We start from the raw sequence: 15,121 nt of genomic DNA on the forward strand, positions 1-15,121 counted from the left end.
TGGAAGGCGACGTCGCCGGATCGGAGCGGCCTGGGGTCGAGCAAACCCCACCCGGCCGACGCCCTGACACATTCCGGGGGCTGCCGATCCGCGTTGAAATAAAAGAGGGTGCTGTGGTGGGTGACGACCGTTGGTCGTCACGCTGTTGCGGGCACAAAAAACGCCGGCTTCGCAGCCGGCGTTCTTCAGGATCGCGAGGGTTTTCAGGCCTTCTTGATCAGGTAATCCTCCACCTTCTTGCCCTTGCTGGTCAGCTCGGCCAGCCAGCGCGGCTGCTTGCCGCGGCCGGTCCAGGTTTCCTTGGTGTTGGCCGGGTTGCGGTACTTCGGGGCAACCTTGCCCAGCTTGCGGCCGGCGGTCTTGGACGGTGCCTTGGTCGCGGCCTTGCGGGCGCGCGGTGCCGGTGCGCCGCCGAACAGTTCTTCGATGCTGTAGCCCTCGACCTTGGCCAGCTTCTCCAGCTGGGCGCGGACCTTGGTGATCGGGCGACGCTTGGCGACGATGGTCTGCTGCTTCTTGGCGGTGCGGATCAGTGCACCCAGTTCACGGGCCGACAGACCGGTCAGATCAATACTCATGCAGTGCTCCAGGCAATATGGAAAGGGTCTGCCAGTCCTTGGCTCGGGCCCAAGAGTAATGTGCATTTACTTCAAGCACAAACAGGAAACAGCACATTTGGGGCCAACAGCAAAAGAAAAGCCGGGATTAACCCGGCTTTCAATCTTTTTACCCCAGCAGTTTGCGCATCAGGCTGTCGCGATCCAGGCTTTCGGCCTCGCTCGCGCTGCGTGAGCGATATTCGAAAGTGCCAGCGGCCAAGCCGCGTTCGGAAACCACCACGCGGTGCGGAATGCCGATCAGTTCCATGTCGGCGAACATGGCGCCGGGGCGCAGGCCACGATCGTCCAGTGCGGCATCCAGCCCGCCGGCACGCAGCGATTCCAGCAACTCGGCAGCAGCGCCGGACACGGCGGCGTCTGCCTTGGGATTGATGACGCACACCACCACCTGCCACGGCGCCATTGCCTCGGGCCAGACGATGCCGACCTCGTCGTGGTTCTGCTCAATGGCGGCGGCGACGATGCGCGAAATACCGATGCCATAGCAGCCCATGCTCAGCACCGCGGCCTTGCCATTCTCATCAAGCACGGTGGCATTGAGTGCCTTCGCATACTGGCGGCCCAGCTGGAAAACGTGGCCCACTTCGATGCCGCGGGCAATCTTCAGTTCGCCGCCGTCGCGGGCGCGGTCACCGGCCTGCACATTGCGGATATCAGCGATTTCCGGTTCCGGCAGGTCACGGCCCCAATTGACGCCGGCCAGGTGGAAACCTGCCTCATTGGCACCGACGACAAAATCGGCAAGTGCGGCGACCTCCGGGTCAGCCACGACACGGATCGCCCTGGCCGGACCCACCGGGCCCAGGAATCCGGGCACGCAGCCGAGGTATTCACTGATTTCCGCCTCGGTGGCAAACCGGTGGTCGGACAGGCCGGGCACCTTGGCCAGCTTGATCTCGTTGACCTCGTGGTCACCGCGCACCAGCGCCAGCACGAAGGTCTCCCCGGCCATCAGCGCGACCGATTTGACCGTGCGCTGCAGTGCCAGTCCGAGCAGGGCGGCCACCTCTTCGCAGGTCTTCTGGGTCGGGGTTTCAAGCTTGCGCATCGCCTCGCCGGCGGCCGCACGGGCGGCGGGCTCGGCGGCCACGGCCGCTTCCATGTTCGCCGCATAATCCGAGCCGGTGGAAAACACCAGCGCGTCTTCGCCGGAATCGGCGATGACATGGAACTCCTGCGAGGCGTCGCCGCCGATCGCGCCGGAATCGGCCTGAACCATGCGGAAATCCAGTCCCAGTCGGGTGAAGATCCGACTGTAGGCAGCCTTCATGTTTTCGTATTCGCGGACCAGGTCTTCGTCGTGCAGGTGGAAGGAGTAGGCGTCCTTCATCAGGAATTCGCGCGCGCGCATCACCCCGAAACGCGGCCGGATCTCGTCGCGGAACTTGGTCTGGATCTGGAAGAAATTGACCGGCAGCTGCTTGTAGCTGGACAGTTCCTGCCGCGCGAAATCAGTCAGCGCTTCTTCGGCGGTGGGGCTGTAGCAGAACTCCTGCTCCTTGCGGTCCTTGATCTTCAGCAGCTGCGGGCCGAATTTTCCCCAGCGCCCGGTGGCTTCCCACAGCTCGCGCGGCTGGATCGTCGGGATCTGCAGTTCGACCGCGCCGGCATTTTCCATTTCCTCGCGGACGATGCGCTCGACCTTGCGCAGCACGCGCAGGCCCAGCGGCGACCAGATATACAGGCCGGAGGCGAGCTTGCGGATCATCCCCGCGCGCAGCATCAGCCGGTGGCTGGTCAGCTCGGCGTCGCTGGGGGTTTCCTTGGTGGTGTGCAGGTGGAACTGGGACAGGCGCATCGTCGGCATCATCTAACGGCGGAAGCCGTTATTCTGCCAGCCCGGCGCCTGTCGTGGGCGGCGAGCGGGTTTCAGGCCTGCGGGCAGTAGGCCTTGGCGGCCGCTTCGGCGAGCGCCCGCTGGTTGGCGCGCTGGGTGTCGTCCAGCGCGGTTTCGGCCGTGCCGTCACCATTGGTGTCCTGCATGACCGGACCGCTGCCATCGAGCAGCGCCAGGTTGGCCCGCGCGGTGACGCATTGCGGGGCAAGCGGGGCGTCGGTGGCCGCCGCTGCCGGCGGATTGCCCGGGTCGCGGGTCTGCTGCCGGGTTTCAAAGGCCTTGCCGGCCGGCGGGCTCTCCGAATACTGGGTCACGCCGTTGGCGTCCTTCCATTTGTAAACCGGACCGGCAAACGCCGATCCGCTGGCCAGCAGCAGGAAACTCAAGCAGAACAGGGTACGCATGGAGACTCCAGGCCTGACCGGCGGGAAAGCGTGATTGCAGCACCGCAGCCGTCGGCTGGCAAGTCGATTAAACTCGGGGGATGGATCCCATCACACCGCCGCCGCCGCGTTCGCGCACCATTTACCTGCTTCCCAACCTGTTCACCACGGCGGGCCTGTTCGCCGGGTTCTACGCGATCATCGCCGCGGCGAACGGTGATTTCGTGTACGCCAGCATCGCGGTGTTCGTGGCTGCGGTCATGGACGGGCTGGACGGCCGGGTCGCGCGCCTGACCGGCACCAGCAGCGAGTTCGGCGTGCAGTACGACTCGCTCGCCGACCTGGTCAGCTTCGGCATGGCGCCGGCGCTGGTGATGTACCACTGGGCCCTGTCCTCGCTGAAGTACGACGGTGAGCTGCTGGGCCGCGTTGGCTGGGCGGTCGCCTTCCTGTACGCGGCCTGTGCCGCGCTGCGCCTGGCCCGCTTCAATACCCAGGTGGCGGTGGTGGACAAGCGCTGGTTCGTCGGCCTGGCCAGCCCGGCTGCGGCCGGCCTGATGATGTCCTTCGTCTGGGCTTTCGCTGATGGCACCCTCGGCTGGACCGGTGAGCAGCTGCGCTACGTAGCGCTGGGGGTCACCCTGGTGTCGGCCCTGCTGATGGTCAGCCGGATCCGCTTCTGGAGTTTCAAGGGCGGTGGTGCGAAGGGACCGCGTGCCGACCGCGTGCCGTTCTTGGTGTTGGCTCTGCTGCCGATCGGCATCGCGATTGCGGTGATCGACCTGCCGCGCGTGTTGCTGGCGGTAGGCGTCATCTACGCGCTGTCCGGGCTGGTCATGTGGACCATGCAGCGCCTGCGCAAGCGTCCGGACGCGGCGTGAGTGCCGACCTGCCCGTCCTGTGGACACCGGCCCAGCAGGCCTGGCTGCAGGCGATGGGCTACAGCGTGCTGCATGAAGGCGCGCTGGCGGCCGAGCTGGAGGCCGCGACCGCTGCGGCGAAGGCGATCGAGCCACCTGCGGTTGAACTGAGCGTCGCCCCGGTGGCATCGCGCCCGGCAGTGGCCCGGCAGGCGCCCCCGGCACCGCGCACCGCGCCGGAACCGGTGGCCCCGCGCGTGCCGGTGGCCCCGCGTCCGGCTGGCGTGGATACGATCGGTGCCGCCAGCGATAGCGCGCCGCGCACGGGCACGCTGCGGCGGCCATCGGTCCGCCTGCCGGACCGCCTGCAGATCGCCTTGCTGCGTGCCTCGGGCTGCAATCCCAATGATCCGCAAACACAGGCCTTGATGGACAGCTGGCCACTGGACACGCTGCGCGCCGATCCGGCCGCCAAGCGTGCGCTGTGGCCCGTGCTGCGTGCGTTGCGCAGGAAAGGGCGCGGCGCATGAGCGCGGTGGCCCGTCCCGTGCAGGCCAGCGTGCGTGCATTGCGCGAAAGCGACCTCAATGCGGTCATGGTGATCGAGGAGCGGGGATACCCGTATCCGTGGACGCGTGGCATCTTCCTGGACTGCCTGCGTGCGGGCTATCCGGGCCTGGCGATGGAAGAAAACGGCCTGTTGGTCGGCTATGCACTGTTGAGCATCGCCGCCGACGAAGCGCACCTGTTGAACATCTGCGTGGACCCGCTCAACCAGTCACGCGGTCGCGGGCGGCAGTTGCTGCGCGCCATCGTGGGCCTGGCGCGCGATCGCGGCGTGCAGCGCGTGTTCCTGGAAGTGCGGCCGACCAATACGCCGGCGCTGTCGCTGTACCACAGCGAAGGATTCAACGAGATCGGTCGTCGTCCGCGTTATTACCCCGCTGCCGACGGTCGCGAGGATGCGCTGGTGATGGCCATCGAACTGGTGGCCGACGACATCGACCGGATGCCGCCGCTGTAAGCGGGGGCACATGACGCCCAGCGGCCGTCACTACCGTAGCGGTGGTCAGGTAGCGCCGAGCCATGCCCGGCGAGCGCTTCAGGCCCGATGCTCGTCACCCACCCGATCCCGGGCCCCTTCAGGATGCAATCCGCAGCAGAATCACGCCGGTGACGATCACCCCGCCTGCTGTCCATCGTCCGCGCGGCACGCGTTCGCCGAGCAGGAATGCTGAGATGAGCAGCGCGAACAGGATCGAGGTTTCGCGCAACGCCGAGACCATCGCGATCGGCACCAGGGTCATCGCCCATAGCGCGATGGCATACGACGTCGTCGTGCCGATGCCACCGATCACGCCCAGTCGCCAATGCGCCGCCGCATAGGTACGTAACGCGCCACGCCGGTGGATGAGCGCGCGCACGGTCAGCGGCAGGCCCGACAGCAGGAACAGCCACAGGGTATAGCTGAGTGCATTGCCGGACAGACGGGCGCCGTGAGCATCGACGAGCGTATAGGTGGCAATCATGCCGGCCGTCAGCAGCGGCATTCCCCACTGCGCCCTTCGGGTTCCCAGCGCCATGGCCAGAATGCCGATGCTGATCAGCACGATGCCACTCCACGCCGTCAGCGCAAGCTGCTCACCGAGAAGAAGGCCCACCAGAGCCACCAGGATCGGCGCACTACCGCGCATTAGCGGGTAGGCGACACTCATGTCGACCTGCTGGTAGCAGCGTGCAACCAGGGCGTAGTAGGTCGCCTGCAGGGCGACCGACGCCGCCAGCCATGGCCAGCTGGGCGCATCGGGCAAGGGAAGGAAGGGCAGCAACGCCGCCGATAGCATGGCTGCGCTGCCGGTTACCAGTACCGTCCCCAGCTGTTTGTCGGGCCCGCGTTTGACGATGGCGTTCCAGCTGGCGTGGAGGGCCGCAGCGAGCAGTACCAGCAGGAAAATCGAGAGAGGCATCGCCGGGATGATGCCATGGCCCATCGGTAGCGCCGAGCCTTGCTCGGCGAACGCAGCGGTCCGCCCGAAGCGCGTGACGACCAACGGTCGTCACCTACCCGACGTGACGGCCAGCGGCCGTCACGACCCACGCCGCGCGTCAGAGCTTGGCGCGCTGTTCCTGCAGGCCAGCCAGCTGGGTGGTCCATTCGAGCAGGCGCACGCGTTCCTGCTCGACCACCGCCGCCGGTACCTTGTCGGTGAACTTGGCCAGCTTGGCTTCGCTCTTTTCCTTTTCGCCCTGCACGCGGGCCAGTTCCTTGTCCAGGCGCGCGCGCTCTGCATCCAGGTCCACCAGGCCTTCCAGCGGCACCAGCAGCTTCAGCTCGCCGACGATCGCCGGAGCAGCCGGCGGCGCGATTTCGCCATCGGTCAGCCACTGGATGGTTTCCAGCTTCAGCAGGAACGACAGCGAGGCGGCAAAGCGCTCGATGCGCACCCGGTCCTGCTCCAGCCCGGCCTGCAGGCGCAGCGGTACCAGTCTGGACGGGGCCACGTTGAGCTCGCTGCGCACACGACGCACGGCGCTGATCACCGCCTTCAGCCACTCCACGTCCGCTTCGGCCTGGGCGTAGTCACCGGCGAACTCTTCGGCGCTGGGGTAGGGACGCAGCGACAGCGAATCGCCGCCGATGCCCAGGCGCGGTGCAACCTGCTGCCACAGCTGTTCGGTGATGAACGGGGTCAGCGGGTGCAGCAGGCGCAACAGCGCTTCCAGCACGTACAGCACGGTGTGGCGGGTGCTGTCCGCATCGGCCGCATCGGCGCCGTTGAGGGCCGGCTTGCTCAGCTCCAGGAACCAGTCGCAGAACTCGTTCCAGGCGAACTCGTACAGGCACTGCGCCAGCAGGTCGAAGCGGTAGGCGGCGAAGTGGGCCTGCGCTTCGGCAGTGGTGGCCGCCAGGCGCGCGAGGATCCAGCGCTCGGCATCGGTACGCGGCTTGGGCGCGCCGTCGAACGCAGCGCCTTCGGTGTTCATCAGCGCAAAGCGGCTGGCGTTCCACAGCTTGTTGCAGAAGTTCTTGTAACCCTCGGCGCGGTTCATGTCGAACTTGATGTCACGGCCGTGGGTGGCCAGCGCGGCGATGGTGAAGCGCAGCGCATCGGCACCGTGCGCGGCGATGCCGTCCGGGAATTCCTTGCGGGTGGCCTTCTCGATCTTCTCGGCGGCGCGGGGCTGCATCAGCCCACCGGTGCGCTTGGCCACCAGGTCATCGAGGGAAATGCCATCGATGATGTCCAGCGGATCCAGCACGTTGCCCTTGGATTTGGACATCTTCTGGCCTTGGCCGTCGCGGATCAGGCCAGTGAAGTAGACGTCCTTGAACGGCACTTTGCCGGTCAGGTTGTCGGTGGCCATGATCATCCGGGCAACCCAGAAGAAGATGATGTCAAAGCCGGTGACCAGCACCGACGAGGGCAGGTACCGGTCGAAGCCGCGCTCGGCCATCGCCTGTTCGTTCGGCCAGCCCAGCGTGGAGAACGGCCACAGCTGCGAGGAGAACCAGGTCTCCAGCACGTCGCTTTCCTGGGTCAGTGCCACCTCTGCGCCCAGCCCGTTGGCGGCGCGCACTTCGGCTTCGTCGCGGCCGACATAGCAGGTGCCTGCCTCATCGAACCACGCCGGAATGCGATGGCCCCACCACAGCTGGCGGCTGATGCACCAATCCTGGATGTTGGTCATCCAGTGGCGGTAGGTGTTGATCCAGTTCGGCGGCACGAAGCCGATCGCACCCGGCTTTCCATCGGTACCTTCCACCAGTTCCAGGCCACGCCGCGCCAGTTCGTCCATCTTCACGAACCACTGGTCGGTCAGGTAGGGCTCGATCACCTGGCCGGTACGGTCGCCGCGCGGCACCTGCAGCTTGTGCGGCTTGGTTTCCACCAGCACCGCCAGGTCTTCCAGTTCGGCCAGCACGGCCTTGCGCGCGTCGTAACGGTCCAGTCCGCGGAAGCGTTCCGGCGCATTGTCGTTGATCGCCGCCACCGGGGTGAACAGATTGATCATCGGCAGGTTGTGGCGCAGGCCTACCTGGTAATCGTTGAAATCATGCGCCGGGGTGACCTTGACCACGCCGGTGCCGAAGGCACGGTCGACGTAGTCATCGGCGATCACCGGCACGCTGCGGCCGGTCAGGGGCAGGGTCACGCTGCGGCCGATCAAATGCAGGTAGCGCTCGTCTTCCGGATGCACCATCACCGCGGTATCGCCGAGCAGGGTCTCCGGGCGGGTGGTCGCCACGACCAGGTAATCGCGGGTTTCGCGCAGCGTTTCCACGCCGTCGGCATCGCGCTCGATGTGCTCGTAGGTCAGCCCGTCATCGAGCTTGTAGGCGATCGACCAGAGGAAACCGTCTTCCTCGGCGCTCTCCACTTCCAGGTCGGAAATCGCGGTCTTCAGCACCGGATCCCAGTTGACCAGGCGCTGGCCGCGGTAGATCAGGCCCTGTTCGTGCCAGCGCACGAAGGCCTCGATCACCGCCTGCGACGGCTGCGGGTCCATGGTGAAGGTGCTGCGCGACCAGTCGGCCGACGTGCCCAGGCGGCGCATCTGCCGTTCGATGGTGTCACCGGACTGCTGCTTCCATTCCCACACCTTGCCGATGAAGGCTTCCCGACCCAACGTATCGCGGGTCTCGCCGTTGCCTTCCAGCGCCAGGTTGCGGCCGACCACCATCTCCGTGGCGATGCCCGCGTGGTCGGTACCCACCTGCCACAGCGTGTCGTAGCCGCGCATGCGGTGGTAGCGCACCAGCGCATCCATCAGGGTCTGCTGGAAGGCATGGCCCATATGCAGCGTGCCGGTCACGTTCGGCGGCGGCAGCAGGATGGTGTACGGCTCGCCCTTGCCCGACGGTTTGAAGTGGCCAGCCTTTTCCCAGGCATCGTAAGTGTCCGTTTCAAAGGACGTCGGGTCGTAGCTGGAGTCGAGTCGGGTCATGCGGGGCAACCAGAAGATGTTCGGGGGGAATTCAGGGCGATCGGTCGGCGCATCAAGGGCAGCGCACATCCGGCGCCCGCTTACATATCGTGCTTGGACAGATCGTAACCAGCATCTTTGTACTGCCGCCAGCGCTCGCGCAGCGGCTCGCGCGCGTCCGGGTCGGCCGGGACGACTTCCAGTACGCGCTCGCATTCGCCCATCCAGGGCGTATCGCGCAGGTTGATCACCAGCGGGCGCGCCGGTTCCACGCCACCGGGAACGGCGATCAGCACCATGGCTTCCTCTTCATCCATGTCCTCGCCGGCGATCTGGTGCGGGATGTAGGCCTCCGCATCGAAGGACCACAGCAGCTCGTCCAGCTCTTCGGCCTGGGCCAGGTCACGCGCCAGCACCAGGGTGAACAGCCCGGCATCGTTGGCCTTGCGCGCCAGCTCGCAGACCAGGCGCAACGGCTCGGTCAGGAAGCGGGGCTTGGCAATCAGGTAGAAATCAGCGCGGGGCATGGCGGGGTCCGGGTTGCGGGCGAAGACCCGGTCGAAACCGGGTCGTGTCATGGCCGGCACGGATGCCGGCCACAGAGCGACAGTGGATCAGGCGCGGCCGACCTGGTCCAGCAGCCACTGGCTCAGCAGGCCGACCGGGCGACCGGTGGCCATGCCGCGCTTGCCTTCGTCGCTGGCCACGCCGGCGATGTCCAGGTGGGCCCAGCGCTGGCCTTCGGTGAAGCGCGCCAGGAAGCAGCCGGCGGTGATCGCACCGGCCCAGCGGCCGCCGATGTTGTAGACGTCGGCAAAGCTGGAATCCAGCATCGGCTGGTATTCGTCCCACAGCGGCAGGCGCCAGGCGCGGTCGAACACGTGCTCGCCGGCGGCCAGCAGCTCGTTGGCCAGGTCGTCGTGCTTGGTCATCAGGCCGGCGGTCTGGTGGCCCAGGGCCACCATGCAGGCGCCGGTCAGGGTCGCCACGTCGACCAGCGCGGCCGGCTCGAAGCGCTGCGCATAGGTCAGCGCGTCGCACAGGATCAGGCGGCCTTCGGCGTCGGTGTTGCCGACTTCGATGGTCTTGCCGGACATCGAGGTGATGACATCCGACGGGCGGTAGGCATTGCCGTCGATGGCGTTTTCAACCGCCGGCACCACCACCACCAGGTTCAGCGGCAGCTTGGCCTTGACGGCGGCCACGAAGGTCCCGATGACGTTGGCGCCACCGCACATGTCGTACTTCATTTCCTCGATGCCGCCCTGGGTCTTCAGGTTGACGCCACCGGTATCGAAGGTGATGCCCTTGCCGACCAGCACGTAGGGCTTGGCGTCGCCGCCGTTGCTCCACTTCAGCACCACCAGCCGCGGACGGTTGGCCGAGCCGCGGGCGACGGCCAGCAGCGAGCCCATGCCCAGCGCTTCCATCTGCGTCTCGTCCAGGATCTCCGCTTCGGCGCCGTCGTGCTCGCCGGCGAACTTCACCGCCACGTCGGCCAGGTAGGCCGGGTTGCAGAAGTTCGGCGGCAGGTTGCCGAGCTCGCGGGCGAACTCCACGCCGCTGGCGATGGCCTGGCCCTGCAGCAGGGCCTGCTCGTCACTGCCGGCGATGGCCAGCTGCTGCAGGCCGGCGTCTTCGGCTTTCTTCTTGCCGAAGGTGGCGGTGTAGCGGTAGCTGGCGTGGTCGGCGGCGATGATCGCCTGGCGGATCGCCCAGGCCGCGTCGCGGTCCTTCACGGGCAGGTCGACCAGGGTGAACAGCGCGCTGCGGCTGGCGCCGGTCTTCAGCGCGCGCACGGCGTCGCCGATGGCCTTGAGGTACTGCGGGACGCCGAAGCGGGCGGCATCGCCCAGTCCCACCACCAGCACGCGCGGGGCGCTGACGCCCGGCAGGTCGTGCAGCAGGGCGGTGGCGCCGGTCTTGCCGGACACATCGCCCCGCTGGGCCAGGGCGGCCAGGCGACCGCCACTGGCGGCGTCCAGCGCCTGCGCGGCGGGCGACAGGGAAAGATCGGCGAAGGCGCCGACGACCACGCAGTCGACCCCGGCAGAGGTCGGCGACGCTTGGTTCAGGGTGAATTGCAGGGCCATTGATCAGATTCCGTTGGCATATCCGTACAATCGCGGACCGTTTACGTCCAGCCGGTAGACTGGGCGGACCCGCGAACGAACCTGAGAGTTTAAACCACGGCCCATGTTGAAGCTCGACCGCTATCTATTGGGCGATTTCGTCCAGAGTTTCCTGGCCACCCTGATCGTCCTGCTGGTTGTCAGCGTGGGCGGCGTGCTGGTGGATATCCTTGGCAACATCGCCGACGGGCGCCTGCCTGCCCGCCTGTTGTTCTCCCAGCTGGGCCTGCAGTTCATCGTCTACATGCCGCTGATCCTGCCGTTGGCGCTGATGCTGGGCCTGCTGCTGGCGGTCGCGCGGCTGTACCGCGATTCGGAAATGGCGGTCATCACGGCCATTGGCGTGGGCCCACGCCGCCTGCTCAAACCCTTGCTGCTGCTGGTGCTGCCGGTGGTCGGGCTGATCGGCGCCTGCTCGCTGTGGCTGGGTCCATGGGCCGACCGCACCAGTGAGCAGATGATCGACCAGGCCAACCGCAGCGTACTGATGGCCGGGCTGGAGGCGGGGCGCTTCACCAACCTGTCCAACGGCGGGGTGGTCTATCTGTCTTCCATCTCCCCTGACGGCACCGGCCTGGGCCGGGTGTTCATGAACCGCGCCCGCGAAGGCCGGATCGAGGTCGTATCGGCCGCCAGCGGCAAATTGTTCTTCGAAGGCAAGGACCGCCGCTACCTGCAGCTCAACGATGGCCACCAGATCGAAGGCCCCGCCGACGGCGGCAAGGGCTACCGGCTGGCGACCTTCGCGCGCAACGACGTGGCCATGCCCGACGGTGCGCAGACCCGCCAGTCCAACGATCCCGAACTACTGCCGACCAGCCAGCTGATCGGCGATGAGCGGCCCGAGGCGAAGGCGCAGCTGCACTCGCGCATCGCCCCGCCGCTGATCGCGTTGGCCTTCGCCCTGCTGACCGTGCCATTGGCGCGCAGCTCGCCTCGCCAGCAGCGCTACGGCCGGATGATGCTGGCCTTCCTGGCCTACATGGTGGGCATGAACCTGATGTTCATCGGCACCGGCTGGATTGCCGATGGCAAGGTGCCCAATGGGCTCGGCCTGTGGTGGCTGACCCTGCCGCTGCTGGCGTTGGCGATCTGGATGTACCTGCGTGACGGCCACCTGTCGCGCCCGAAGAGAGTGACCGCATGATTCCGCGTCCGATGCGTTTCGATTACTACCTGGGCCGGGCGGTGTTCGGCACCGTGCTGCTGACCTGGGCGGTGCTGGTGGGACTGGACGTGGTGATGGCGTTCTCCGGCGAGTTCAAGGATGTCGGCAAGAACGGATACACCTTGGGCCATGCGGCGGCCTGGGTGCTGTATACCGTGCCACGCCGCGCCTATACCTTCTTCCCCACGGCGGCGGTGATCGGCTCGCTGATGGGCCTGGGCCAGCTGGCGGCAACCTCCGAACTCACTGCGCTGCGTGCATTGGGCCTGTCACGTCGTCGCCTGAGCCTGTCGGTGGCGGTCGCGCTTTCGCTGTTGACCGGCGCAATGGTGGTCAGCGGCGAAACGATCGCACCGTGGGGGCAGGAACGTGCCGACAACATCCGCATGAGCGCCAAGCGCGGCGGTGACATGTCCGTCGCCCGCTATGCCGGTGTCTGGGCCCGCGAGGGCGATACGTTCCTCAACGCACAGGGTGGTGAAGAGCAACTGGTGGAGGGCGGTGGCACGCGCCTGGTGCTGCACGACGTGCGCATGTACCGCATCGGCCCGGAAGGCGAGATCGTATCGCTGACCCATGCCGCCACCGCCGAACACGATGCGTCCGGTTGGGTGCTGAAGCAGGTGCGCCGGGACATTTTCGGCGAGCGTTCACTGACGCGCGAGGAAGCGCCGAGCGAGAAATGGGATTCGCAACTGGATGCGGCGGCGCTGGCCACCGGTATCTCACGGCCGCGCAACCTGCGCGCGGCTGACCTGCGCACCAGCATCGAATACCGCGAGCGCAACGGCCTGGATGCGCGTGACTATGAAGATGTTTACTGGAGCCGCTGGTTCTATCCGGTGAACGTGCTGGCGTTGTGCCTGGCGGCAGTGCCGTTCGCGTTCGGTTCGCTGCGCAGCGGCGGCATGGGCAAGCGTTTGTTCCTGGGCATCCTGTTTGCCTTGGGGTTCTGGCTGCTGCAGCTGTTCTTCGGGCGCATGGCCGGTGCGTTGAAGTTTGATTACCGGGTGGCGTATGCGTTGCCGCCGATTTTGATGCTGGGTATTTCGGCGATGCTGTTCCGACGCAAGTCGGGTTGAGTGTGTTTGATTGCCGGGCTGCGCCCGGCACCTGCCGAAGCAACGGCAATTGCAAAGGCAACAGCTGCAGGGCTGTTGCGTTGGCGGGGCGGGTCTGCGGGGGCCTTGGTAGCGCCGACCCATGGTCGGCGGAATGTTTCCGCCAACGGCCCGCTGCGCTCGCCGACCATGGGTCGGCGCTACCAGAGCGCCGTGCCGTGTCGGGTGGAGGGAGCCCCTGAGTCAGGGGCGGCCGCGAAACGAGGCACGCAGGATGCAGTCCTTGCCGTCCCCCGACCAGCCCCGCCGCCCGGCACTAAACCCGTAGCCATGAGCAAGCTGTCAGCCGCGAGGGGGTCTCACCCGTTCGACCCACCCACACCCTGCGCAAGCGCCATGAAGTTCGCCTCAAGCGGAAGCCGCGGCGCAGGGCACAGGCCATCCGGGGCAGACACGTCGCGGGACATCCAGTCATCCACGATGCCGCCCAGCAGATCGATCCGCATCGGCAGGGTGATGTGGTCCTCGCCGCGCATTTCGATGTAGTGCGCACGCGGACTGGCCTGGGCCAGCCGGCGTCCCTGGTCCACGCGGATATGCTGGTCCTGGTCACCGTGAAGCAGCAGCACGCAGGCGCGGCTGGCGGCGACCGCACGGCTGACATCCACCTGGTCCAGGTCCACCCCCAGCCGCCGGTTGGCTGCGGCGATCACCGCGTCCATGTCCTGGTCGGCATACCGCCAACGGGCGTACGCCGCCACCGCCTGCGCCTGCCAGCCGTGCGGCTGGCTGGCCAGCAGGTGCGGGATCATGCTGCGGATCGCATCGCCGGCGTTGGCGAAGGATTCCATCGCCACCACGCCCTGCACGTCGCCACCCAGTTTCTCGGCAGCAAACAACGCGGTCGCAGCGCCGTAAGACACCCCGAACAGATACAGCGGACCCTGCACTTCACCGCGGGCACGCAAGGCACGGATGACATCGATCACCTCGTCCGATTCCACCGTTCCATAACCTGCGGGGCCACCGCCTGAGTGACCGTGGTTGCGCAGGTCGATGGTGATGACGCGGTAGCCGGACTGGGCCAGCTGCAGCGACCACGGCAGCATCGCATCGCCGCTCATCATCCAGCCGTGCAGCAGCACCACGGTGCCGCGTGGCGCACGCGCATGGAACGGCCGCGGTGGCTCCAGCCGCAGGTCCATGTCCAGCGGCTCGCCGCCTTCATGGCGCGGGCGCGCATAGCGGTAGCGCAGCCCGTAGTCGCCTGCGTCGAAGGCGCGCCAGAACAGGCGCACGTCCTCACTGCTGGTCACGTAGCCATTCCGGTTGGGCAGGGTGGCGATGGTGGCTGCGATGTGCGCCTGGTCGAGCAACGGCGAGGCACCGCCGGGCGATACCAGACGTTCGCTCAGCGAGGTGGAAGCAGTAGGGGAGCAGGCGGCCAGCCACAGGCACGCGCAGGCCAGCAGCAGGCGCATCATCATCGGGGCATCGAACGGATTGGCCGCACAGGCTACGCAGCGCCCCGGTGTGCGATCTATCGTGGATCGATGACGGCTTGATGACAGTGCGGCGTTGGTTCAGCTACGCGGCCCGGACTCATCGCTTGGAACGGCGGATCATCCGGGTGCCGCTGGCGCGGTCGTGCCAGGTCAGCCGGTCGCGGTCGATCAAGGCCCACCAGAAGCCCAGCCCGGCAAGGCCCAGGGACACGCTGGCAACGGCGTAGCGAACCCACAGCGAGGGAAGCGACGGCGGCTGCACATCATCGCCGGTCACCGCGATCCGCCACGGCCGCATGCCCAGCGTCTGGCCGCCACGGCGCCAGCTCCAGGTGGCATACAGACCGGTAAGCACCCAGCAACACGCCCACAACGCCCACTGCCAGCCGCTGAACGGAGCGATGTTTTCGTGGGTTGTGTGGCCGTTGATGGTGAATGCAACCACGAACAGCGATGCGGCCAGCATCCACAGCGCAAGCGCCGGGAACAGGTCGTACAGCAAGGCGAGCAGGCGCCAGCCAAGCAGGGCAGCAGGGCGCACGGCAGCGGCAGCGGCGGCAGGGGCATCATGCGGATCAGCCATGCGGGGAAGCATACGCAATGCTGGTGGGATGCGCAGCGTGCGGCGT

13 protein-coding genes and 1 pseudogene are annotated in these 15,121 nt (G+C 66.9%); 5 read left to right on the plus strand and 9 right to left on the minus strand.

What is annotated here, in order from left to right; all coding sequences use genetic code 11:
* Nucleotides 1–215 precede the first annotated feature (215 nt).
* The 3 genes and pseudogenes from CXG43_RS12935 to CXG43_RS12945 form a co-directional block, all read right to left on the minus strand.
* Nucleotides 216–578 (minus strand): annotated as a pseudogene (locus CXG43_RS12935) (H-NS histone family protein); the annotation flags it as partial.
* Nucleotides 579–726: 148 nt separating this feature from the next.
* Nucleotides 727–2,418 (minus strand): proline--tRNA ligase, encoded by a 1,692-nt coding sequence (locus tag CXG43_RS12940; protein WP_101100290.1) that lies wholly within the window; start codon nucleotides 2,416–2,418, stop codon nucleotides 727–729.
* A 71-nt stretch (nucleotides 2,419–2,489) separates the two neighbouring features.
* Nucleotides 2,490–2,861: a DUF4124 domain-containing protein gene (locus CXG43_RS12945; RefSeq protein ID WP_042615516.1), complete on the minus strand. Its 372-nt coding sequence runs from the start codon at nucleotides 2,859–2,861 to the stop codon at nucleotides 2,490–2,492.
* A gap of 80 nt (nucleotides 2,862–2,941) precedes the next feature.
* On the opposite strand from CXG43_RS12945, the gene pssA reads away from it, so the two are divergent.
* The 3 genes from pssA to rimI are packed head-to-tail and all read left to right on the plus strand — an operon-like array spanning nucleotide 2,942 to nucleotide 4,724.
* The gene (pssA, locus tag CXG43_RS12950) at nucleotides 2,942–3,721 is read left to right on the plus strand and encodes a CDP-diacylglycerol--serine O-phosphatidyltransferase (protein WP_101100291.1); all 780 of its coding nucleotides are present in this window, start codon (nucleotides 2,942–2,944) and stop codon (nucleotides 3,719–3,721) included.
* Complete coding sequence (locus tag CXG43_RS12955; protein ID WP_101100292.1) at nucleotides 3,718–4,230, plus strand: hypothetical protein; 513 nt, start codon at nucleotides 3,718–3,720, stop codon at nucleotides 4,228–4,230. The genes pssA and CXG43_RS12955 overlap by 4 nt, the downstream gene beginning before the upstream one ends.
* Nucleotides 4,227–4,724 (plus strand): ribosomal protein S18-alanine N-acetyltransferase, encoded by a 498-nt coding sequence (gene rimI / locus CXG43_RS12960; protein ID WP_101100293.1) that lies wholly within the window; start codon nucleotides 4,227–4,229, stop codon nucleotides 4,722–4,724. The genes CXG43_RS12955 and rimI overlap by 4 nt, the downstream gene beginning before the upstream one ends.
* 118 nt (nucleotides 4,725–4,842) lie before the next feature.
* Here the strand turns inward: rimI and CXG43_RS12965 are convergent, their stop codons facing one another.
* The 4 genes from CXG43_RS12965 to CXG43_RS12980 form a co-directional block, all read right to left on the minus strand.
* Nucleotides 4,843–5,667 (minus strand): DMT family transporter, encoded by an 825-nt coding sequence (locus CXG43_RS12965; RefSeq protein WP_101100358.1) that lies wholly within the window; start codon nucleotides 5,665–5,667, stop codon nucleotides 4,843–4,845.
* Nucleotides 5,668–5,806: 139 nt separating this feature from the next.
* Nucleotides 5,807–8,647: a valine--tRNA ligase gene (locus CXG43_RS12970; RefSeq protein WP_101100294.1), complete on the minus strand. Its 2,841-nt coding sequence runs from the start codon at nucleotides 8,645–8,647 to the stop codon at nucleotides 5,807–5,809.
* Nucleotides 8,648–8,727: 80 nt separating this feature from the next.
* Nucleotides 8,728–9,153, minus strand: coding sequence for a DNA polymerase III subunit chi (locus CXG43_RS12975; protein WP_101100359.1), 426 nt, complete (start codon nucleotides 9,151–9,153; stop codon nucleotides 8,728–8,730).
* An 87-nt stretch (nucleotides 9,154–9,240) separates the two neighbouring features.
* Entirely contained in the window at nucleotides 9,241–10,719 is a 1,479-nt protein-coding gene (locus CXG43_RS12980; RefSeq protein ID WP_101100295.1) for a leucyl aminopeptidase, read from the minus strand.
* Between the two features lie 103 nt (nucleotides 10,720–10,822).
* Between CXG43_RS12980 and lptF the strand changes: the two genes are divergently transcribed.
* Both lptF and lptG read left to right on the plus strand, forming a co-directional pair.
* Nucleotides 10,823–11,905, plus strand: a complete 1,083-nt coding sequence (gene lptF, locus CXG43_RS12985; RefSeq protein ID WP_042615077.1) for an LPS export ABC transporter permease LptF — start codon at nucleotides 10,823–10,825, stop codon at nucleotides 11,903–11,905.
* Nucleotides 11,902–13,008, plus strand: a complete 1,107-nt coding sequence (gene lptG / locus CXG43_RS12990) for an LPS export ABC transporter permease LptG (RefSeq protein ID WP_101100296.1) — start codon at nucleotides 11,902–11,904, stop codon at nucleotides 13,006–13,008. The genes lptF and lptG overlap by 4 nt, the downstream gene beginning before the upstream one ends.
* Nucleotides 13,009–13,346: 338 nt before the next feature.
* On the opposite strand, the gene CXG43_RS12995 is transcribed toward lptG, so the two are convergent.
* Nucleotides 13,347–14,474, minus strand: a complete 1,128-nt coding sequence (locus CXG43_RS12995) for an alpha/beta fold hydrolase (RefSeq protein ID WP_101100297.1) — start codon at nucleotides 14,472–14,474, stop codon at nucleotides 13,347–13,349.
* A gap of 115 nt (nucleotides 14,475–14,589) precedes the next feature.
* Nucleotides 14,590–15,075 carry an RDD family protein gene (locus CXG43_RS13000; RefSeq protein WP_101100298.1) on the minus strand — a complete coding sequence of 162 codons (486 nt, stop codon included), beginning with the start codon at nucleotides 15,073–15,075 and terminating at the stop codon, nucleotides 14,590–14,592.
* Nucleotides 15,076–15,121 lie beyond the last annotated feature (46 nt).

The sequence above is a fragment of the Stenotrophomonas sp. Bg11-02 genome, assembly GCF_002836635.1.
Lineage (GTDB): Bacteria > Pseudomonadota > Gammaproteobacteria > Xanthomonadales > Xanthomonadaceae > Stenotrophomonas > Stenotrophomonas lacuserhaii.

What these genes read in the sequence shown, in the direction of transcription:
- CXG43_RS12940 (WP_101100290.1), bottom strand. Translation starts at nt 2,418, where the DNA reads ATGCGCCTGTCCCAGTTCCACCTGCACACCACCAAGGAAACCCCCAGC.
- CXG43_RS12945 (WP_042615516.1), bottom strand. Translation starts at nt 2,861, where the DNA reads ATGCGTACCCTGTTCTGCTTGAGTTTCCTGCTGCTGGCCAGCGGATCG.
- pssA (WP_101100291.1), top strand. Translation starts at nt 2,942, where the DNA reads ATGGATCCCATCACACCGCCGCCGCCGCGTTCGCGCACCATTTACCTG.
- rimI (WP_101100293.1), top strand. Translation starts at nt 4,227, where the DNA reads ATGAGCGCGGTGGCCCGTCCCGTGCAGGCCAGCGTGCGTGCATTGCGC.
- CXG43_RS12965 (WP_101100358.1), bottom strand. Translation starts at nt 5,667, where the DNA reads ATGCCTCTCTCGATTTTCCTGCTGGTACTGCTCGCTGCGGCCCTCCAC.
- CXG43_RS12970 (WP_101100294.1), bottom strand. Translation starts at nt 8,647, where the DNA reads ATGACCCGACTCGACTCCAGCTACGACCCGACGTCCTTTGAAACGGAC.
- CXG43_RS12975 (WP_101100359.1), bottom strand. Translation starts at nt 9,153, where the DNA reads ATGCCCCGCGCTGATTTCTACCTGATTGCCAAGCCCCGCTTCCTGACC.
- CXG43_RS12980 (WP_101100295.1), bottom strand. Translation starts at nt 10,719, where the DNA reads ATGGCCCTGCAATTCACCCTGAACCAAGCGTCGCCGACCTCTGCCGGG.
- lptF (WP_042615077.1), top strand. Translation starts at nt 10,823, where the DNA reads ATGTTGAAGCTCGACCGCTATCTATTGGGCGATTTCGTCCAGAGTTTC.
- lptG (WP_101100296.1), top strand. Translation starts at nt 11,902, where the DNA reads ATGATTCCGCGTCCGATGCGTTTCGATTACTACCTGGGCCGGGCGGTG.
- CXG43_RS12995 (WP_101100297.1), bottom strand. Translation starts at nt 14,474, where the DNA reads ATGATGATGCGCCTGCTGCTGGCCTGCGCGTGCCTGTGGCTGGCCGCC.
- CXG43_RS13000 (WP_101100298.1), bottom strand. Translation starts at nt 15,075, where the DNA reads ATGGCTGATCCGCATGATGCCCCTGCCGCCGCTGCCGCTGCCGTGCGC.